The 15,720-nt window shown below is 61.2% G+C and carries 14 protein-coding genes; 7 read left to right on the forward strand and 7 right to left on the reverse strand.

Annotation, left to right across the window (positions count from 1 at the left end; translation table 11 throughout):
* Positions 1 to 2 precede the first annotated feature (2 nt).
* On the forward strand, positions 3 to 929 hold the full coding sequence (gene argF / locus QPJ95_RS12690; protein ID WP_270917881.1) for an ornithine carbamoyltransferase: 927 nt from the start codon (positions 3 to 5) through the stop codon (positions 927 to 929).
* Positions 930 to 1,221: 292 nt separating this feature from the next.
* On the opposite strand, the gene QPJ95_RS12695 is transcribed toward argF, so the two are convergent.
* The gene (locus QPJ95_RS12695) at positions 1,222 to 2,703 is read right to left on the reverse strand and encodes an inorganic phosphate transporter (RefSeq protein ID WP_270917880.1); all 1,482 of its coding nucleotides are present in this window, start codon (positions 2,701 to 2,703) and stop codon (positions 1,222 to 1,224) included.
* 105 nt (positions 2,704 to 2,808) lie between these two features.
* The gene (locus tag QPJ95_RS12700; RefSeq protein WP_270917879.1) at positions 2,809 to 3,267 is read right to left on the reverse strand and encodes an NUDIX hydrolase; all 459 of its coding nucleotides are present in this window, start codon (positions 3,265 to 3,267) and stop codon (positions 2,809 to 2,811) included.
* A 208-nt stretch (positions 3,268 to 3,475) separates the two neighbouring features.
* Here QPJ95_RS12700 and QPJ95_RS12705 point away from each other — a divergent pair, with 208 nt between their 5' ends.
* Positions 3,476 to 4,240 (forward strand): SDR family NAD(P)-dependent oxidoreductase, encoded by a 765-nt coding sequence (locus QPJ95_RS12705; RefSeq protein ID WP_270917878.1) that lies wholly within the window; start codon positions 3,476 to 3,478, stop codon positions 4,238 to 4,240.
* A 79-nt stretch (positions 4,241 to 4,319) separates the two neighbouring features.
* Here the strand turns inward: QPJ95_RS12705 and hrpB are convergent, their stop codons facing one another.
* Positions 4,320 to 6,839, reverse strand: a complete 2,520-nt coding sequence (gene hrpB, locus QPJ95_RS12710; RefSeq protein ID WP_270917877.1) for an ATP-dependent helicase HrpB — start codon at positions 6,837 to 6,839, stop codon at positions 4,320 to 4,322.
* 94 nt (positions 6,840 to 6,933) lie between these two features.
* On the opposite strand from hrpB, the gene meaB reads away from it, so the two are divergent.
* The 4 genes from meaB (at position 6,934) to QPJ95_RS12730 (ending at position 9,575) form a co-directional block, all read left to right on the forward strand.
* Positions 6,934 to 7,911 (forward strand): methylmalonyl Co-A mutase-associated GTPase MeaB, encoded by a 978-nt coding sequence (gene meaB / locus QPJ95_RS12715; RefSeq protein WP_270917876.1) that lies wholly within the window; start codon positions 6,934 to 6,936, stop codon positions 7,909 to 7,911.
* A gap of 337 nt (positions 7,912 to 8,248) precedes the next feature.
* Positions 8,249 to 8,542 carry a 50S ribosomal protein L28 gene (gene rpmB / locus QPJ95_RS12720; RefSeq protein WP_270917875.1) on the forward strand — a complete coding sequence of 98 codons (294 nt, stop codon included), beginning with the start codon at positions 8,249 to 8,251 and terminating at the stop codon, positions 8,540 to 8,542.
* Positions 8,543 to 8,698: 156 nt separating this feature from the next.
* Positions 8,699 to 9,037, forward strand: coding sequence for a hypothetical protein (locus QPJ95_RS12725; RefSeq protein WP_270917874.1), 339 nt, complete (start codon positions 8,699 to 8,701; stop codon positions 9,035 to 9,037).
* A gap of 58 nt (positions 9,038 to 9,095) precedes the next feature.
* Entirely contained in the window at positions 9,096 to 9,575 is a 480-nt protein-coding gene (locus QPJ95_RS12730) for a copper chaperone PCu(A)C (protein ID WP_270917873.1), read from the forward strand.
* Positions 9,576 to 9,713: 138 nt separating this feature from the next.
* On the opposite strand, the gene QPJ95_RS12735 is transcribed toward QPJ95_RS12730, so the two are convergent.
* The 3 genes from QPJ95_RS12735 to QPJ95_RS12745 all read right to left on the reverse strand — a co-directional run bounded on the left by QPJ95_RS12735 (position 9,714) and on the right by QPJ95_RS12745 (position 13,029).
* Entirely contained in the window at positions 9,714 to 10,679 is a 966-nt protein-coding gene (locus tag QPJ95_RS12735) for a LysR family transcriptional regulator (RefSeq protein WP_270917872.1), read from the reverse strand.
* A gap of 241 nt (positions 10,680 to 10,920) precedes the next feature.
* Entirely contained in the window at positions 10,921 to 11,232 is a 312-nt protein-coding gene (locus QPJ95_RS12740; RefSeq protein ID WP_270917871.1) for a hypothetical protein, read from the reverse strand.
* 318 nt (positions 11,233 to 11,550) lie between these two features.
* Positions 11,551 to 13,029, reverse strand: coding sequence for a hypothetical protein (locus QPJ95_RS12745; protein ID WP_270917870.1), 1,479 nt, complete (start codon positions 13,027 to 13,029; stop codon positions 11,551 to 11,553).
* Positions 13,030 to 13,115: 86 nt separating this feature from the next.
* Here QPJ95_RS12745 and lepA point away from each other — a divergent pair, with 86 nt between their 5' ends.
* On the forward strand, positions 13,116 to 14,915 hold the full coding sequence (lepA, locus tag QPJ95_RS12750; protein WP_270917869.1) for a translation elongation factor 4: 1,800 nt from the start codon (positions 13,116 to 13,118) through the stop codon (positions 14,913 to 14,915).
* 596 nt (positions 14,916 to 15,511) lie between these two features.
* On the opposite strand, the gene QPJ95_RS12755 is transcribed toward lepA, so the two are convergent.
* Positions 15,512 to 15,649 carry an entericidin A/B family lipoprotein gene (locus QPJ95_RS12755; protein WP_270917868.1) on the reverse strand — a complete coding sequence of 46 codons (138 nt, stop codon included), beginning with the start codon at positions 15,647 to 15,649 and terminating at the stop codon, positions 15,512 to 15,514.
* Positions 15,650 to 15,720: the final 71 nt, after the last annotated feature.

Here is a 15,720-nt window from a genome sequence, read left to right on the forward strand (position 1 = left end):
CTATGAATCATTTCCTAGACATCCATAAGACAAACCCTGATGAGCTGCGCTGCATGATCGACCAGGCCAGTGCGATGAAGCAGGCCCGTCTGACCCGCCCCAAGGGCGCGCCGGACGATGATCAACCGCTGGCGGGCCGCATGGTGGCGCTGATCTTTGAGAAACCCTCAACCCGGACCCGGGTGTCGTTTGACGTCGGCGTGCGCCAGATGGGCGGCCAGTCGATGGTGCTGTCGGGCAATGATATGCAGCTGGGCCATGGCGAAACCATCGCCGACACCGCCCGGGTGCTGTCGCGCTATGTGGATATGATCATGATCCGCACCTTTGACGAAACAGTGCTGATGGAAATGGCCGAATACGCCTCGGTGCCGGTGATCAACGGCTTGACCGACCGCACCCACCCTTGCCAGATCATGGCGGATATCCTGACCTACGAGGAGCACCGTGGCCCGATCAAAGGCAAAAAAGTGGTCTGGGCCGGCGATGGCAACAACGTCTGTGCCTCATTCCTGCATGCTGCCGGACAATTTGGCTTTGACCTGACCTTTACTGGCCCGGCCCAGTTGGACCCCGAGGATGAATTTGTCGGCCTGACCCGCAAGGCGGGCTCTAAGGTGGTGATCGAACGCGACGCGCGCAAAGCCGTCGAAGGCGCCGACTTGGTGGTGGCTGATACCTGGGTGTCGATGCACGACAGCCAATCCTCCAAGGAACGCCGCCACAACATGCTGCGCGGCTACCAGATCAACACCGAGCTGATGCGCCATGCCAAGCCAGACGCGCTGTTCATGCACTGTCTGCCCGCCCACCGCGAAGAAGAAGTCACCTCCGAGGTGATGGACGGTCCGCAGTCGGTGATCTTTGACGAGGCCGAAAATCGCCTGCACGCGCAAAAGGCCATCATGCGCTGGTGTCTGGAGGTCTAAGGCGGCTTTGCGATAACCGAGCCGAAATTGCTGCTGCGGCCAATGCAGGGGGACTATGCGGATAGCGGGTTTGGCATGGGGCGTCATTCTCTGCGCTTGGCTTTTACCGCGCTTGCGGTGGCGACAAGCCTTGATCCCGGTGGCGACAAGCCTTGATAAAGGGCCGCTGTGGCGCTCAGAGAATGTCATCATGCGCTGGCCGTCGGCGGTCTGAGCGGTCCAACCTGCCTCGCAACAGGGGATTTGATGCGAGGCAGGTTGGAGCGCTAAAGGCAGCGCGCTTGAGGGCGGCTTATCCGACCAGGGTGGTGAGCAGCAGGTAGATGCCTGCGGACATCACGGCAGCGGCAGGGACGGTGATGACCCAGGCGGCAAGGATGGTCATGAAGTGACTGCGACGGACCAGTTTGCGACGGCGGCGCTCTTCCGGGGCGAGGGCTTTTTTCTGGGGCCGCTTGGCCGAGGAGTTACGCAACCGCCGCTCCATATGCCATTCGCGGAAAAAACCGACGCCAAAGACCGCGCCAACGGCGATATGGGTCGACGACACAGGCAAGCCCAGCCCGCTGGCGACAATCACCGTGATCGCGGCCGATAGGGACACGCAAAAGGCGCGCATGGGGTTCAGTTTGGTGATCTGGCTGCCCACCATGCGGATCAGCTTGGGGCCGAACAGGAACAAGCCAAACGAGATCCCCATTGCCCCGATCACCATCACCCAGGTTGGGATCACCACCTTGGCGGCGAAATCACCAAATTCGGTGGCATGCACGATGGCGGCCAGGGGACCCACCGCATTGGCGACGTCATTGGCGCCATGGGCAAAGGACAGCAGCGCGGCAGAGATCACCAGCGGCAGCCGGAACAGCACCTTGAGCGACTTGTTGCGGTTCTCCATGCCCTGTGATTGCCGCCGGATCAGCGGCAGGGTGATGGCATAGGACAGTGCCCCGATGGCAGCGCCGATGATCAATGCATCTTGCATGTCGATCTTGATCACCCGTTTCAGACCCTTCAGGGCCAGATAGGCCGAGAACACGCCCGCCATCACGCCGACCAGGATCGGTACCCAGCGGCGGGCAGCGGCAATCTTGTCGTCCTGATAGATGACGCGGGATTTGATCAGCGCCAGAAACAGCGCCGCAATAATGCCGCCCAGCACCGGTGAGATCACCCAGCTGGCGGCAATCTTGGCCATGGTTGGCCAATTCACCGCGGCCAGGCCGGCAGCGGCTATACCCGCGCCCATGACGCCGCCAACCACCGAATGGGTGGTGGAGACCGGGGCACCCAGCCAGGTCGCCAGATTGACCCATAACGCAGCAGAGATCAGCGCCGCCATCATCGCCCAGATAAAGATATCGGTGGTTGCCATGATGCTGGGGTCAATGATCCCCTTGGAGATCGTCGACACCACATCGCCGCCGGCCAGCAAAGCACCGGCGCTTTCGGCAATGGCCGCAATCAGAATGGCGCCGCCCATGGTCAGCGCATTGGCCCCCACCGCCGGCCCCATGTTGTTGGCCACGTCATTGGCGCCGATGTTGACCGCCATATAGGCGCCAAAGACCGCCGCCGCGACCACAACATAATTGATTGGCGTGGTGCCCAGAAGAATGGCGGCAGCCAGACCCGCCAGCACGATAAAGACCAGCGCAATACCCGGGCCGACCATCGGTTTTGAGACATAGCCGGTGGCATTTTCAAGAATCGCAATCCGGTTCAGATCGCGATCAAGTGTCTTCCATTGTCTGCGCTGCGGTTCATCGGTCATCGTTTTAGTCCCGGTTCCAAGGATAGGACGCCGGGTAGACCGTCACCGGCTTTGGTGCAAGGGATTTGTCCAAGGTCTCTGCCCGAGGTCTCTGTGCGCGCAGGGTTACAACTGGCGCAACAGGTCCCGCAGTTTCGGCTCCTGCACCAGATTGGCGGCCTCATCGGCGCGAAACCATCGCCGCTTGCGCTGGTGACGCTCGGGGTAGGACTTGGATAATTTGGTCACCTTGGCAATATAGACCAGCGTCTGCACCGTTTCAGCGCGTCCCTTGCCCAGGTTTTTTAGGTATTCATAATGACCGATCGGCGCCCCCTGAATGGTGGCCGTCTTGACGCCGGCCTCTTCCCAGGCTTCTTGCAGGGCCGATTCTGCGCCGTCTTTGCCGCTGATCGGCCAGCCCTTGGGCAGAATCCAGCGTCCGGAGCCGCGGCTGGTGACCATCAGCACATCAATGCCATTGTCGGTTTCGCGATAACACAGGGCGGCCACCTGCAGGCGTTTGGGTCGAAAGAGCATCGGCCTGAGAATTTCTTCCCAGGCCCGGGATAAGGAGGGGGTCATGTCTATTCGCAGCCTTTGAGGCTTGCCTTAAGTTTGGAATTGGATGTCGCATACATAGTGGCTAGGTCGGAATATGCAATGTGGGCTGGGGCGAACGCTCCGGATTGTTACATTTTCGACGGTTCGGGCGACAGGGGGGCTTCGGCATTGACAATCCCGGAAGACTGGGGCGCCATGCGCGAAATATTGACAGGCATAGGAGAGCCCGATGAAATCTGCACTGATCACCGGTGGCGCGCGGGGCATTGGATTTGCCACCGCTAGGGGATTGCTGGCCGAGGGCTGGCAGGTTGCGATCCTGGATCGGGACAGCGAGGCACTGGCCGCTGCACTGACGGATCTTCCGGGCGCAGTTGGGCTGGATGTGGATGTGTCCATCCCTGGGGACGTCGAACGGGCCGTTACTGAGGTATCCGAGGCCTTTGGCCGTCTTGACGGGCTGGTGAACAATGCCGGTGTGGCTGATTTTGGCCCCATCCGCGACACCACATATGAGCGCTGGCAGCGGGTGATGCGGACCAATCTGGACGGGCCGTTCCTGATGACCCAGGGGTTTACCGATCTGCTGGCAGCGGATGGCGGTGGCGCGGTGGTCAATATCACCTCGATTTCCGGGTTGCGGGCCAGCACTTTGCGGGTGGCCTATGGCACCTCCAAGGCGGCGCTGGCACAGCTGACATTGCAACAGGCTGCGGAACTGGGTGAGCTGGGCATTCGCGTCAACGCAGTGGCGCCGGGGCCGGTGGCCACCAAGCTGGCGATGGCAGTGCATTCGCCTGAAATCATCGCCGCTTATCACGATGCTCTGCCACTGAACCGCTATGGCAAGGAAGACGAGATCGCCGCCGCGATCAATTTTATGCTGTCTGACAAGGCCAGTTTCATCACCGGCCAGATTCTGGCGGTGGATGGCGGCTTTGAGGCCGTGGGCATCGGCTTGCCAGCGCTGAGGGCGGCGGCGCAAGAAAGCTGATATCCGGCAGAGAGACTGGGCCCAGTGTCAGGGCCCAGTGTCAGGGCCCAGTGTCAGGGCACCGTTGTTCTGGTGTCCCTTATGGCTTGCGCCGTTTTGCCCGCAGGGTCGGGTCTGCCTGAGTGGGGTCCTCGGGCCAGGGATGGCGAGGGTATTGCGCCCGCATGTCCTTGCGTACGTCGCTGTAGGAGCCAGTCCAGAAACCGGGCAAATCGCGGGTGATCTGGATCGGGCGCCGGGCCGGCGACAGCAGGGTGATCTTTAGCGGCACGCCGCCACTGGCCGGATGTCGGGTGACGCCAAACAGTTCCTGTATCCGCAGCTCGATCTCGGGGCCTGCCTCGGCATAGGTGATCGGAATGCGATTGCCCAGCGGCGTGGTGAAATGGCTTGCCGCCTCGCGGTCCAGCAGTTGCGTCTGACCCCAGTCCAGCGCTGCCCGCAGCGCGGGCAACAGATCGAATCGCTTCCAGTCGTCGGCGGTCTTTACCCCACTCAGCATTGGCAGCAGCCAGTCGCCTAAGCTGTCGGTTAACCCCTGGATCGAGAAGTCGGGCAGCGCGTGACCTTCGGCACGCACCAGTTCAACCCGCGCTGCCAGTCGCGCCGCAGCGCCTGTTAGGCGCAGCCCTAACTCACGCACCCCGTCCAGCATCGCCGCGGCCACCGCCTCGGCTGGGACATCTTTCCAGACCTGATCGTCGAGCACCACGGCGCCAAAGCGTTCCTGTTTGCGTGCCACCACCCGGCGCTCGCGTTTGGACCAGTCACAGGTGGCGTGCCAGCTTATTTGATCGCCGAACAGCGCCCTGATTTCCCCCTGCGAGATCTGCGCCGCCATCCGCACCCGCGCCTCGCGCAGGTTGCCATCACTGTCCAGCACCACAATGAACGGCGCCGCCGCCAGCGTGTCACTGTCTTCCAGCACCACCCCCTTGCCGCCAGACAGTACATAGCGTGGGGTATCCCCCTTGCGCCGTTGCCCAATGCGGTCGGGATAGGCGAGCGCGGCCATGGCGGCAGGGGCAAGTGCTGCATCAAGTCTCAGACGCTCCGTGCCCTGCCGCTGCAAACGCCGGGTCTCTGCTTTGATCCGCTCCACCACCGGCAGGTTCAGCTGGTAGGGGCGCTTGCGCAGGAACCCCTTGGGGTCGCGCATCGCCTGCATCCGCAGCAGCAGATCACTCGGCGCGCCGCGCAACGGATCGCGTTCCGCCATCAGTGCTGCCAGTTGCGCCGCCTCAGAGCCGCCGGTGACCAGCATGTGCGCCAGTCGCGGGTGCAGCGGCAGGGTGGCCAGCGCCTTGCCATGCCCGGTGATCCGCCCCTGAGCGTCCAGTGCGCCCAACATCCGCAACAGGGCCTGCGCCTCGGTCATCGCCCCCTCGGGCGGTGGTGTCAGGAACGACAAGTCACTTGCGGCGGCGCCCCAGAGGGCCAGTTCCAGCGCCAGACTGGTCAGATCAGCGGCCTCTATCTCGGCCGGGGGAAAAGCCGCCAGCGCGCCTTCCTCGCCCTTGGTCCAGAGGCGATAGCAGATGCCTTCTGCCACCCGGCCAGCCCGGCCCCGACGCTGGGTGGCCTCGGCGCGGGTGACTTTCTCGGTGATCAGCCGCGACATACCCGATCCGGGATCAAACCGCGCCCGGCGCGCCTGTCCCATGTCCACCACCACCCGGATATCCTGAATGGTCAGCGAGGTCTCGGCGATTGAGGTCGCCAGCACCACCTTGCGGCCGGATTTGACGGGCGCAATGGCGGCACGTTGCTCGGCAAAGGGCAGGGCGCCAAACAGCGGTCGCAGCACGCAGGTCTCTGGAAGCTTTGCGGCCAGCGCCGAGGCCGTCCGCCGGATCTCTCCCTCACCGGGGAGAAACACCAGAATGCCGCCGCCAGTGTCACCGCCCGTGTCACCGCCTGTGCCGCGGGTGTCCTTCTCGGCCTGCTGTACCAGATCCACCAGCGCATCCAACCGTCGTGCCCGTGCGGAGGCCGCCCCCGTCTGTCCCCGGGGACCCTGTGTCGCTATGGGGCGATCCAGCCAGCGTGTCTCCACATCGTAGCTGCGCCCCTGTGAGGTCACCATTGGGGCCTGCATCAGCTCGGCAACCGGACCTGCGTCCAATGTCGCCGACATCGCCATCAGAATCAGGTCGTCGCGCAGCGCGTCCGCCACTTCCAGACACAGGGCCAGGCCAAAATCGGCGTTCAGCGACCGTTCGTGGAATTCATCAAAAATCACCGCACCAACACCGGGAAGATCGGGATTGCTTTGCAGCATCCGGGTCAGGATACCCTCGGTCACCACTTCGATGCGGGTGGCCCTGGACACTTTGGCGTCGCCGCGCACCCGGTAGCCGACGGTCTCACCGGTGCGCTCGCCCAGGGTCTCGGCCATCCGCTCAGCCGCCGCCCGCGCCGCCAGACGCCGCGGCTCCAGCATCACGATGCGGCCCTTGGTCAGCCCGGCCTCCAGCATAGCCAGCGGCACCCGCGTGGTTTTGCCGGCACCGGGCGGCGCCTGCAGCACGGCACGCCCGTGGGCGCGCAGGGCGGATATCAATTCGGGCAGGACGGTATCAATGGGCAATTTTGTCATAGCCGCTTTATCGCCAAACTCTGCGGCAAGGTCTAGCCACTGGACAACCGGGGTTGGGCTGCGTCAAGTATGCGGGGAATCTCAGGGGGCGTGAATGGACATCGCTGAACTTAGCAACAAGATCTTGAGCCGCGACCGCCGCGCCCTGGCCCGCGCCATCACTCTGGTCGAAAGTCAGCGTGCGGATCACCGGGCGCAGGCCGAAGAGCTGCTTGGCACACTGGCAAGGCAGCGCCGTCAGGCCCTGCGCATCGGGTTGTCAGGCACGCCGGGGGTGGGCAAATCCACCTTCATCGAAAGCTTTGGCTTGATGTTGACGGAGCAGGGGCTGCGGGTGGCGGTGCTGGCGGTTGATCCCAGCTCGGCCCGCTCGGGCGGGTCTATTCTGGGCGATAAAACTCGGATGGAGCGTCTCAGCCGTGATCCAGACGCCTTTATCCGGCCCTCTCCCAGTCAAACCCACCTAGGCGGCGTGGCGCGTCGCACCCGTGACGTGGTGGCGCTGTGCGAGGCCGCTGATTTTGATGTGGTGCTGATCGAAACCGTGGGCGTTGGTCAATCGGAAACTGTGGTGGCGGAAATCTCGGACCTGTTCCTGTTGCTACTGGCCCCGGCCGGCGGCGATGAATTGCAGGGCGTCAAACGCGGCATCATGGAAATCGCCGATGTGATTCTGGTCAACAAGGCCGATGGTGATCTGAAACCCGCCGCCGGTCGCACCTGCGCCGACTACTCCGGTGCCCTGCGGCTGCTGCGCAAACGGCCGCAGGATCCCCCCGGCTACCCCAAGGCGATGATGGTCTCGGCGCTTGAGGAAGAGGGGCTGTCGCAGGCCTGGACTGAGCTGCAACAGCTCAATATCTGGCGCCGCGAACATGGGCATTGGAATCAACGCCGCGCCGAGCAGGCGCGCTATTGGTTTGCCCAGGAGGTGCGCCAGACCTTGCTGGCGCAACTGGACAGCCCACAGGCCCGCGCCCGGATGGCGGATCTGGGGGACAGCGTTGCCCAGGGCGATCAGAGCATCAACCAAGCCGCCCGGCAGATGCTAACAACCCTGGATCCGACCTGAGCCTTCTTCTTGTTCAAAATACCTCCGCCGGAGGCATGGCCCCAACGGGGCCAATCGGTTAAAGTGCAGTCTCAACTGTGTTGATTGCAAGGATTTGGGGGGGTAGCTGCTCCTTTGATCGCACCGTTGGGGATCAGGACGTCGTCCGATTGCACCGCTGGGACCAGGAAATCGTCTGATCGCAGCGCTGGGATCGGGAAAACACGGTCAGATGACTTGACCCCACCAGTGATTCCTCCTAAATGCACCCAACCAGTTTTGGGTGTTGCCACCAGCGGCGCCCCTTGAGATTTTGGCTTTGGGATTTCCCGGGCCACCAGATACGAAGGATAAACCCATGTCGCGCCGTTGCGAATTGACCGGAAAAGGCCCGATGTCGGGCAACAATGTCAGCCACGCCAAAAACCGCACCCGTCGCCGGTTTTTGCCGAACCTGAATGATGTGACCTTGCAGTCCGAGACTCTGGGCCGCGGCGTCAAGCTGAAGATTTCGGCTGCTGCTCTGCGCACCGTGGATCACCGCGGTGGTCTGGATGCATTCCTGGTCAAAGCCAAGGACGACGAGCTGTCGATTGCGGCTCTGAAAGTGAAAAAAGAGATCGCCAAGGCAACCGCTGCTGCCCAGGCCTGATCTCTGGCCTGATCCTTTCACTGGATCCAAGATTTTGCGCCCGGCATGAGTGATCATGGCGGGCGTTTTTTGTTGTTGCTCCAGCGCAAACTGCGACGGTTTTGGCCCTTGCAGGCGAATAGTGTCGCAGCCTATCTTGTGGCGATGAAACTGCCTATGCGTTCATATCTGACTTTGTTGCTGGTCCTGACCGTTACGCTGACCGCCTATAGCGCCGGCGCGATGGGCGGCATGCGCGATGCCACCGGGCAGATGGTGATCTGTTCGGGCACGGGGCCGGTGGTGATCTACGTGGACGCCGATGGCCAGCCGGCCCGGGTGCCGGGGGACTGCCCGGATTGCATGCCGCTGAGCCTGGACGCCCTGGCGCCACCTCAACAGCTGCAGATAATTCTGCCACGCCCACAAGGCCGAGAGCCCGCCGCAGCGCCGCTGCGCATCCAGACCCGCCTGCGCCTGCGGGCCTGCGCCCGTGCTCCACCTTTTGTCTGCTGATTCTTATCATCTCAAGACCCCAGTAAAATCAGAACTCAGACCAAAGAGAGAGACTGTCATGTCCTTCAAATCCGTTGTTATCGCCGCTGTTGCATCGCTCACACTAGCTGGCGCAGCTGGCGCCGATATGTCCAAAATCATGGTCGGTGACGCCTATGCCCGTGCCTCCAATAAAATGGCCGGCGCGGCCTTTATGGCGGTGATGAATGGCGCCGCCGAGGATGACCGGCTGATCTCTGTCAGCTCGGAGATTGCCAAGCGCACCGAGTTGCACACCCACATGGATATGGGCGAAGGCGTTATGAAGATGATGCACGTCGAAGAAGGCTTTGCCATTGCTGCAGGTGAAACCCACATGTTGCAACGGGGCGGTGACCACGTGATGTTCATGGGGCTGACCCAAGAGCTGAAGCAGGGCGATATCATCAGCCTGACCCTGACCTTTGAAAACGCCGGTGAGGTGATCGTGCAGGTGCCAGTTGATCTGGAGCGCAAGCCCGCCGCAGGCGGTATGGGCCACACTCAGCCCAGCAATTAATCACCAGGTGGGGCGCGACGTCCGACGGCGCTGCCGCCCTCCTGCGCGCCCGGCCAGCCCAACAGGGCCGGCTTGGCGGTGGCGCCCTGCGGTCAGGGGGGGCTGAGTGGAGGGAGGCGTCAGCCAGATCAGAAGAGGTTATTCTTCGATCACCTGAAGCTGCCCGGCCAGCCAGGGCAGCTGGCTGATGGCCGGAGCAATGATCTGGCTTTGCACCAGATGGCGCATGGTCTGGGCGACATCGCGCGGCACTCGGTCGGCCCAATCGGCCGCGGCAAAAAGCGAAATGCTGCGCGAGAATGAGCCAAATGGCAGCGCAAAGGCGTCAATTTGCGTGTGGAAACGGGCCGCCCGCATATAGCCCAGCGGCGTGGTCACCGCCCAGCCAATGCGCCGCGCCACCATGGCCATCAGCGCCAGATGCGAGCCGATCTCGAACCGCTCCTCAAACACCAGTTTCTGACGCGCCAAATGGGCTTCTATCTGTTGCGAGATCAGCTGCTCGCGGCCGTACCGCAGCAAGGGCAAGTCGCTCAGCAGGTCACTTTGCCGGCTGGGGTCTTTCAGCAACCCCTTGGGGGCCACCAGAATGAAAGGGTCGCGCACCAGCGGGTATTCCGCGATTTCTTCGCGCAGCTCGCCGGTGCTGGCGGCGACTGCAATGTGCAGTTCCCGTGCCGCCATTGCCCGGCTGATATCATGGCTCGAGGCAGTGATCATCTTGAACCGGCATTGGGTCAGGCTGTCGGCCAGAATCGTTGCCAGACGCGGGGTCAGATTATTGTCGAAATCGTCGATCAGCCCGATGGACAGGGTCGTCAGATGGGTCAGATCCATCACCGTCAACTCGCTCTGCGCCAGCCGCAACTCGGACAAGACGACTTCGGTGCGGCTCAGAAAATTGCGGCCGGCGGTTGTCACCAGCATCGGGCGGCGGCCGTGGTCCACCAGATCCGAGCCCAGGGCCTTTTCAAGGTTTCGAAGTTGTTGGCTGACCGCTGGCTGGCTCAGCCCGGTCAGTGCAGCAGCTTGGGCGACGGATCCTGTCTTGGCTAAAGCCTCAAATACCTCCAGCCCTCGCAGGGTGACTCCTTTCATCAACATCTGCCACGCTCCTGTTTTTACCACACCTTTTGTTAAACTCTGCAGGCTTCGGGTCAAGCGGTAAATCCGCCCAAAGGCGATAGGTCTGGTTTAAACGCGTCTTTAAGGTGAGCAGGGCGGGGGCGGCAGTGATTTTATCTATCTGGTATCTGCAGCGGGCCGCGCCGGTTGCTGATCTGTGTAGGGTGTGTGCTGGCACGCACCAGCGGTGCCGCTTCGGGTTGGCTGCAGGTCCGGCGGGTTAACTGCAAGTCCGGGCTGCGCGTTCGCCAAAGGCTTTGTAGCGCAGCCACAGCCGTTCGTCGCCGCTGCGGCTGGACTGGCGAACCACCTGCGCCTGATGCGGATCATCGAACCAGCCGGCCACTTTCTTGCGTTCGGAGCGTGTCAGACTGGCATTGGCCACCTGCTGAATGCAGCCGCAGACGGAGCGGGACGCGGCGGTGCGGTCGGATTGCCGACAGGCCCGCTCAATCAGGTCCGCCTGAGCCGGAAGGGGCACCATCACACCAAAGATTCCCGCGCAAACCGCTGCGGTCAAAATACTCTTCATCACTGTTCACTCATCCTAGATCGGCGGATCTTGGTGCCCGCATATGGGCGCAGTATGGCGCAACCCCGACAGGGGGGCAATCATGGTAAACACCGGCGCGGGTTTGGGCGGGATGTTGCCAGAGAGAGGATCGAGCGGGCGCAGCCCGGGGCGCAGGGATCCAAGCGGCGCAGATTTGCGGCCGCAACAGAGGGCGGCGCCCCAGGCGCAGGGTGAGGGGACCAATCGCAAAGGGCAGCGCCTGACCTTGGGAGGGTGCGTAAGCGCCTTCCCGGGGGGAAGGTCAGGCGCGGTCCGGTCTGGCGACCGGGCGAAGATCTAAAGAATGGCTAAGCCCAACGTCACCAGTCCAGCCACAGTCAGGAGTATCCTTGCGGCTTTATATCCTGCACTCCCATCGATCTTGTGAATTATGTCCTTTGTTTTCAACAACAGGCTGATTTTTGCAGCACGGTAGAATATCCGTGTTGCCTCATCTGCTCCCGGCAGTGCTGGAGCACCAGAAGGCAGGGGAAGGGTCGCATCATTAATCAGTTGCGGAATGTCATGCTGCCAATCGTCCGCCAGATCAGGGTCGGAAATAGCGACCAATACAGGCAGAGCGTCCCGCAATTGTTCTTGTGCACTCTCAGGTAACTCGCGAATAGCCTGCTCTGATAGGATTTTGCGGTTTTCCGCCACGTCTGGGTGGGTGGCCCGAATGCCTCTCGCCCCCTCTGCAAGCGCCTCTTGCAGGGCGATGTTCTCTTCACTCGCAGGCAACTCGTCGTTCAGGATTTGTCGGAGCAATCCTTTGTGGGCGCTGACAAAACCCATTTCTATCTGCTGTGGATTATTGCCGTATTTGCCTATGGCGCGGCGGAGGACCCGTATTTCGCGCGACCCTTCGTGCAATCCATTGGAGGGGCTTGCTAGCACGTCTTCCAACGCATCCTCAACTTGAAGAAGTGTCGCCCCAAGCAGGTCGGTTTTTACAACGGGGAGGGGGATGGCACGGAACTTGCCACTGTCCGGGTTCAGTTCGATGGTTTCGGCGAGCGGGAGTTTTTCGGCGAGGAATTCTGCCTTGATCCGCTCAATCTCCCGCGCAACCGCCTCGGCCCCTTCATCCCAAATCGTATCCGCAATCAGCGCTACCCGCAATTGCAGCTCCCAGTCCAGCGGCTTGCCGTCCAGAAACCCTTGGTACCAGTCGCGCCAGAATGAAAAACTTGTGGACGTATAATACTCATTGAAGATGTTCCCCTGAGTTGAGGCCAGCTTAGCATCGAGGCCAGTGGGCCAAAGCTTTTCGGTAAAAATGTCGTCGGCCAGACTATTGATATCGGTTAGGCTTGCCATTGCCACAACATTGATAGCCTGATCGTAGGCGCTTCTCGTCTGAACATCCTCTGGCGATGCCGCGTGCATAAATTGCGCATTCTTTGCTGCGGATGCATGAGAGATTGCGACGGCATCGATAACATTCCATGCGGTGATAGTTGTTCGACTGAAAACCGCATTGGCTAACTGCAGACCAGAAGACTGGTCCATCAATGTGAGCATCTGAATGATCGCTGACAAGGATAGGCTTAATGCTGAATGTGTCTCGCCGGATTGATCGCGCACAGCAACGATGCATTGCAACAGTAAACGTGCGGTTGGGAAGACTACTGTATGGCTTACATCCCTATTGGCCGTGAGGCTTGCAGGTAAAAAATCCCTCAGTGCAGCACGCAGAGCAACATTCAGGCATTCCTCAATGCTCAGCCTTTCAAATGTGGGCTTTAAATCCCCAATCTTGTCAAAATCCGCCAAACCAATGTGCCCTTAGCTCAAATAACCTATGCCGCACCCTATACGGCCGCTTGACCAGCGCAAGATTCCAAATCATATCCCCTTACATGACCGAACTGTCCAAAATCCGCAATTTCTCGATCGTGGCGCATATTGACCACGGCAAATCCACCCTTGCTGACCGGCTCATCCAAGAGACCGGCACGGTGGCTGGCCGTGATATGAAGGCGCAGCTGCTCGACAGCATGGATATCGAGCGCGAGCGCGGTATTACCATCAAGGCCAACACGGTGCGGATCGACTATAAGGCCGACGACGGGCAGGACTATGTTCTGAACCTGATCGACACCCCCGGCCACGTCGATTTCGCCTATGAGGTCTCCCGCTCCATGCGTGCGGTCGAAGGCTCGCTGCTGGTGGTTGACAGCTCGCAGGGGGTTGAGGCGCAGACCCTGGCCAATGTCTATCACGCGATGGAGGCCGACCACGAGATCGTGCCGATCCTCAACAAGATCGACCTGCCCGCATCCGACTGTGACCGGGTTGCCGAGCAGATCGAAGACGTCATCGGCATTGATGCCTCGGGCGCCATTCAGGTCTCGGCTAAAACCGGCCAGGGCATCCACGACACCCTTGAAGCCATTGTCAAAGAGCTGCCCGCCCCCAAAGGCACCCGCGATGCACCGCTCAAGGCGATGCTGGTGGACAGCTGGTATGACAGCTATCTGGGCGTCATCGTGCTGGTCCGCGTCATCGACGGCGAGCTGAAAAAGGGCATGCGGGTCAAGTTCATGTCCAATGACACCCTGCACGGCGTCGACCGCATCGGCGTGTTCCGCCCCGAGATGGAAACCATCGACGTGTTGGGCCCCGGCGAGATCGGCTTTTTCACCGCGTCCATCAAACAGGTCCGCGACACCCGCGTTGGCGACACCATCACCAATGACCGTCACGGCTGCGAAACTGCACTGGACGGCTTTAAACCCGCCCAGCCGGTGGTGTTCTGCGGTCTGTTCCCGGTGGACAGTGCCGAATTCGAAGACCTGCGCGATGCCATCGACAAACTGGCGCTGAACGATGCCTCCTTTACCTTCGAGATGGAGACCTCGGCGGCGCTGGGCTTTGGCTTTCGCTGTGGGTTCCTCGGGTTGTTGCACCTCGAAGTGGTGCGCGACCGGATTGAACGCGAATATGACATCGACCTGATCACCACCGCGCCTTCGGTGGTGTACCATCTGCATATGCGTGACGGCAGCATGCGCGAGCTGCACAACCCGGCCGACATGCCTGACATGACCCATGTGGATCACCTGGAAGAGCCGCGCATCAAGGCGACCATTCTGGTGCCCGACGAATATCTCGGCGATGTGCTGAAGCTGTGCCAGGACCGTCGCGGCTTGCAGGTTGACCTGACCTATGCCGGCAGCCGTGCCATGGTGGTCTATGACCTGCCGCTGAACGAGGTGGTGTTTGACTTTTACGACCGGCTGAAATCGGTGACCAAGGGCTATGCCTCGTTTGACTATCAGATGTTCGGCTACCGCGAGGATAATCTGGTCAAGATGTCGATCCTGGTCAATGACGAGCCGGTGGATGCGCTGTCGATGATGGTGCACCGCGACCGCGCCGACGCGCGTGGCCGCGCCATGGTGGAGAAGCTCAAGGATCTGATCCCGCGCCACATGTTCAAGATCCCGATCCAGGCGGCGATTGGTGGCAAAGTGATCGCCCGCGAGACCCTGTCTGCCATGCGCAAGGACGTCACCGCCAAGTGCTACGGCGGCGACGCCAGCCGCAAGCGCAAGCTGCTGGACAAGCAGAAAAAGGGTAAGAAGAAGATGCGCCAGTTCGGCAAAGTGGATATCCCGCAAGAGGCGTTTATATCCGCACTTAAAATGGATAGCTAAAGCTGACCATTTTCAAGTGCGAGTGGGCGAAAGAGATTGGCAAAGCCAATCGCGTGCCCACACCAGAGTGTTCTGCGGGGCGTTTCGGCATTTCAGATTGTCTATTGAGAGCAAACACTATGCTATAAGTTAAAAAAACGGCGGGGCAGCAGCTCCGCCTTTTTTGTTGGGCGGGGCCCTTGTCACCCTCTCGCCCGGCGGAACGCCGGGCCGCGCCCGATCCTCCCCCCGGGAGGGCGCTGCCCTTCGTTCTATTATCTGAACCGTGCCGCTTGGCACTTGCGCAATTGGTCCCGCCAGTTCGACCCGGACGGCTTCGCCGGTTCGGACTTGAAGCCATCCCACAGATGGTTGCCGGGACAGTCTCCATCCCACCACGGATCAACCGCTCGCCAATACCCCACCGTCTAGAGTGTTCGGCGTGGTGAACCCTCTCACAAACGAAACTCACCCTCTGGGTGAGCTATGCGGGGCATTCACACTTGTGGCGTTGGTGGAGCTTTTGCGCGGCGATCCGAACATGCGCAAGACCCTCCACCTGAGGGCGGACCTTCAGGTGGATCAATGTAATAGTGAGACCGGCGGTCTCGGGCCCGTTAAAATGAGTCTTGAACGTTCTGTGCGGCCCCACTGATAGCGCTACCTGCCCTGGTGATGTCCCGGCCCGCACCCTTGGTGGTCTCGCAGGCGGTCAGGCTGAACAGGGCAAGGCCCAGGGCGATAAGTCTGGTCATAGTGGTCTCCGTGTTTGATTTGGCCAAGACCTACCAGCATTCCCCGACTATCACCAGAACTGCCATTGACG

Origin of the sequence: Parasedimentitalea psychrophila (genome assembly GCF_030285785.1) — a bacterium.
In the GTDB taxonomy this organism is placed as follows: domain Bacteria; phylum Pseudomonadota; class Alphaproteobacteria; order Rhodobacterales; family Rhodobacteraceae; genus Parasedimentitalea; species Parasedimentitalea psychrophila.

Coding starts and splice junctions, on each gene's coding strand:
- argF (WP_270917881.1), top strand. CDS start 3: ATGAATCATTTCCTAGACATCCATAAGACAAACCCTGATGAGCTGCGC.
- QPJ95_RS12695 (WP_270917880.1), bottom strand. CDS start 2,703: ATGACCGATGAACCGCAGCGCAGACAATGGAAGACACTTGATCGCGAT.
- QPJ95_RS12700 (WP_270917879.1), bottom strand. CDS start 3,267: ATGACCCCCTCCTTATCCCGGGCCTGGGAAGAAATTCTCAGGCCGATG.
- QPJ95_RS12705 (WP_270917878.1), top strand. CDS start 3,476: ATGAAATCTGCACTGATCACCGGTGGCGCGCGGGGCATTGGATTTGCC.
- hrpB (WP_270917877.1), bottom strand. CDS start 6,839: ATGACAAAATTGCCCATTGATACCGTCCTGCCCGAATTGATATCCGCC.
- meaB (WP_270917876.1), top strand. CDS start 6,934: ATGGACATCGCTGAACTTAGCAACAAGATCTTGAGCCGCGACCGCCGC.
- rpmB (WP_270917875.1), top strand. CDS start 8,249: ATGTCGCGCCGTTGCGAATTGACCGGAAAAGGCCCGATGTCGGGCAAC.
- QPJ95_RS12725 (WP_270917874.1), top strand. CDS start 8,699: ATGCGTTCATATCTGACTTTGTTGCTGGTCCTGACCGTTACGCTGACC.
- QPJ95_RS12730 (WP_270917873.1), top strand. CDS start 9,096: ATGTCCTTCAAATCCGTTGTTATCGCCGCTGTTGCATCGCTCACACTA.
- QPJ95_RS12735 (WP_270917872.1), bottom strand. CDS start 10,679: ATGTTGATGAAAGGAGTCACCCTGCGAGGGCTGGAGGTATTTGAGGCT.
- QPJ95_RS12740 (WP_270917871.1), bottom strand. CDS start 11,232: ATGAAGAGTATTTTGACCGCAGCGGTTTGCGCGGGAATCTTTGGTGTG.
- lepA (WP_270917869.1), top strand. CDS start 13,116: ATGACCGAACTGTCCAAAATCCGCAATTTCTCGATCGTGGCGCATATT.
- QPJ95_RS12755 (WP_270917868.1), bottom strand. CDS start 15,649: ATGACCAGACTTATCGCCCTGGGCCTTGCCCTGTTCAGCCTGACCGCC.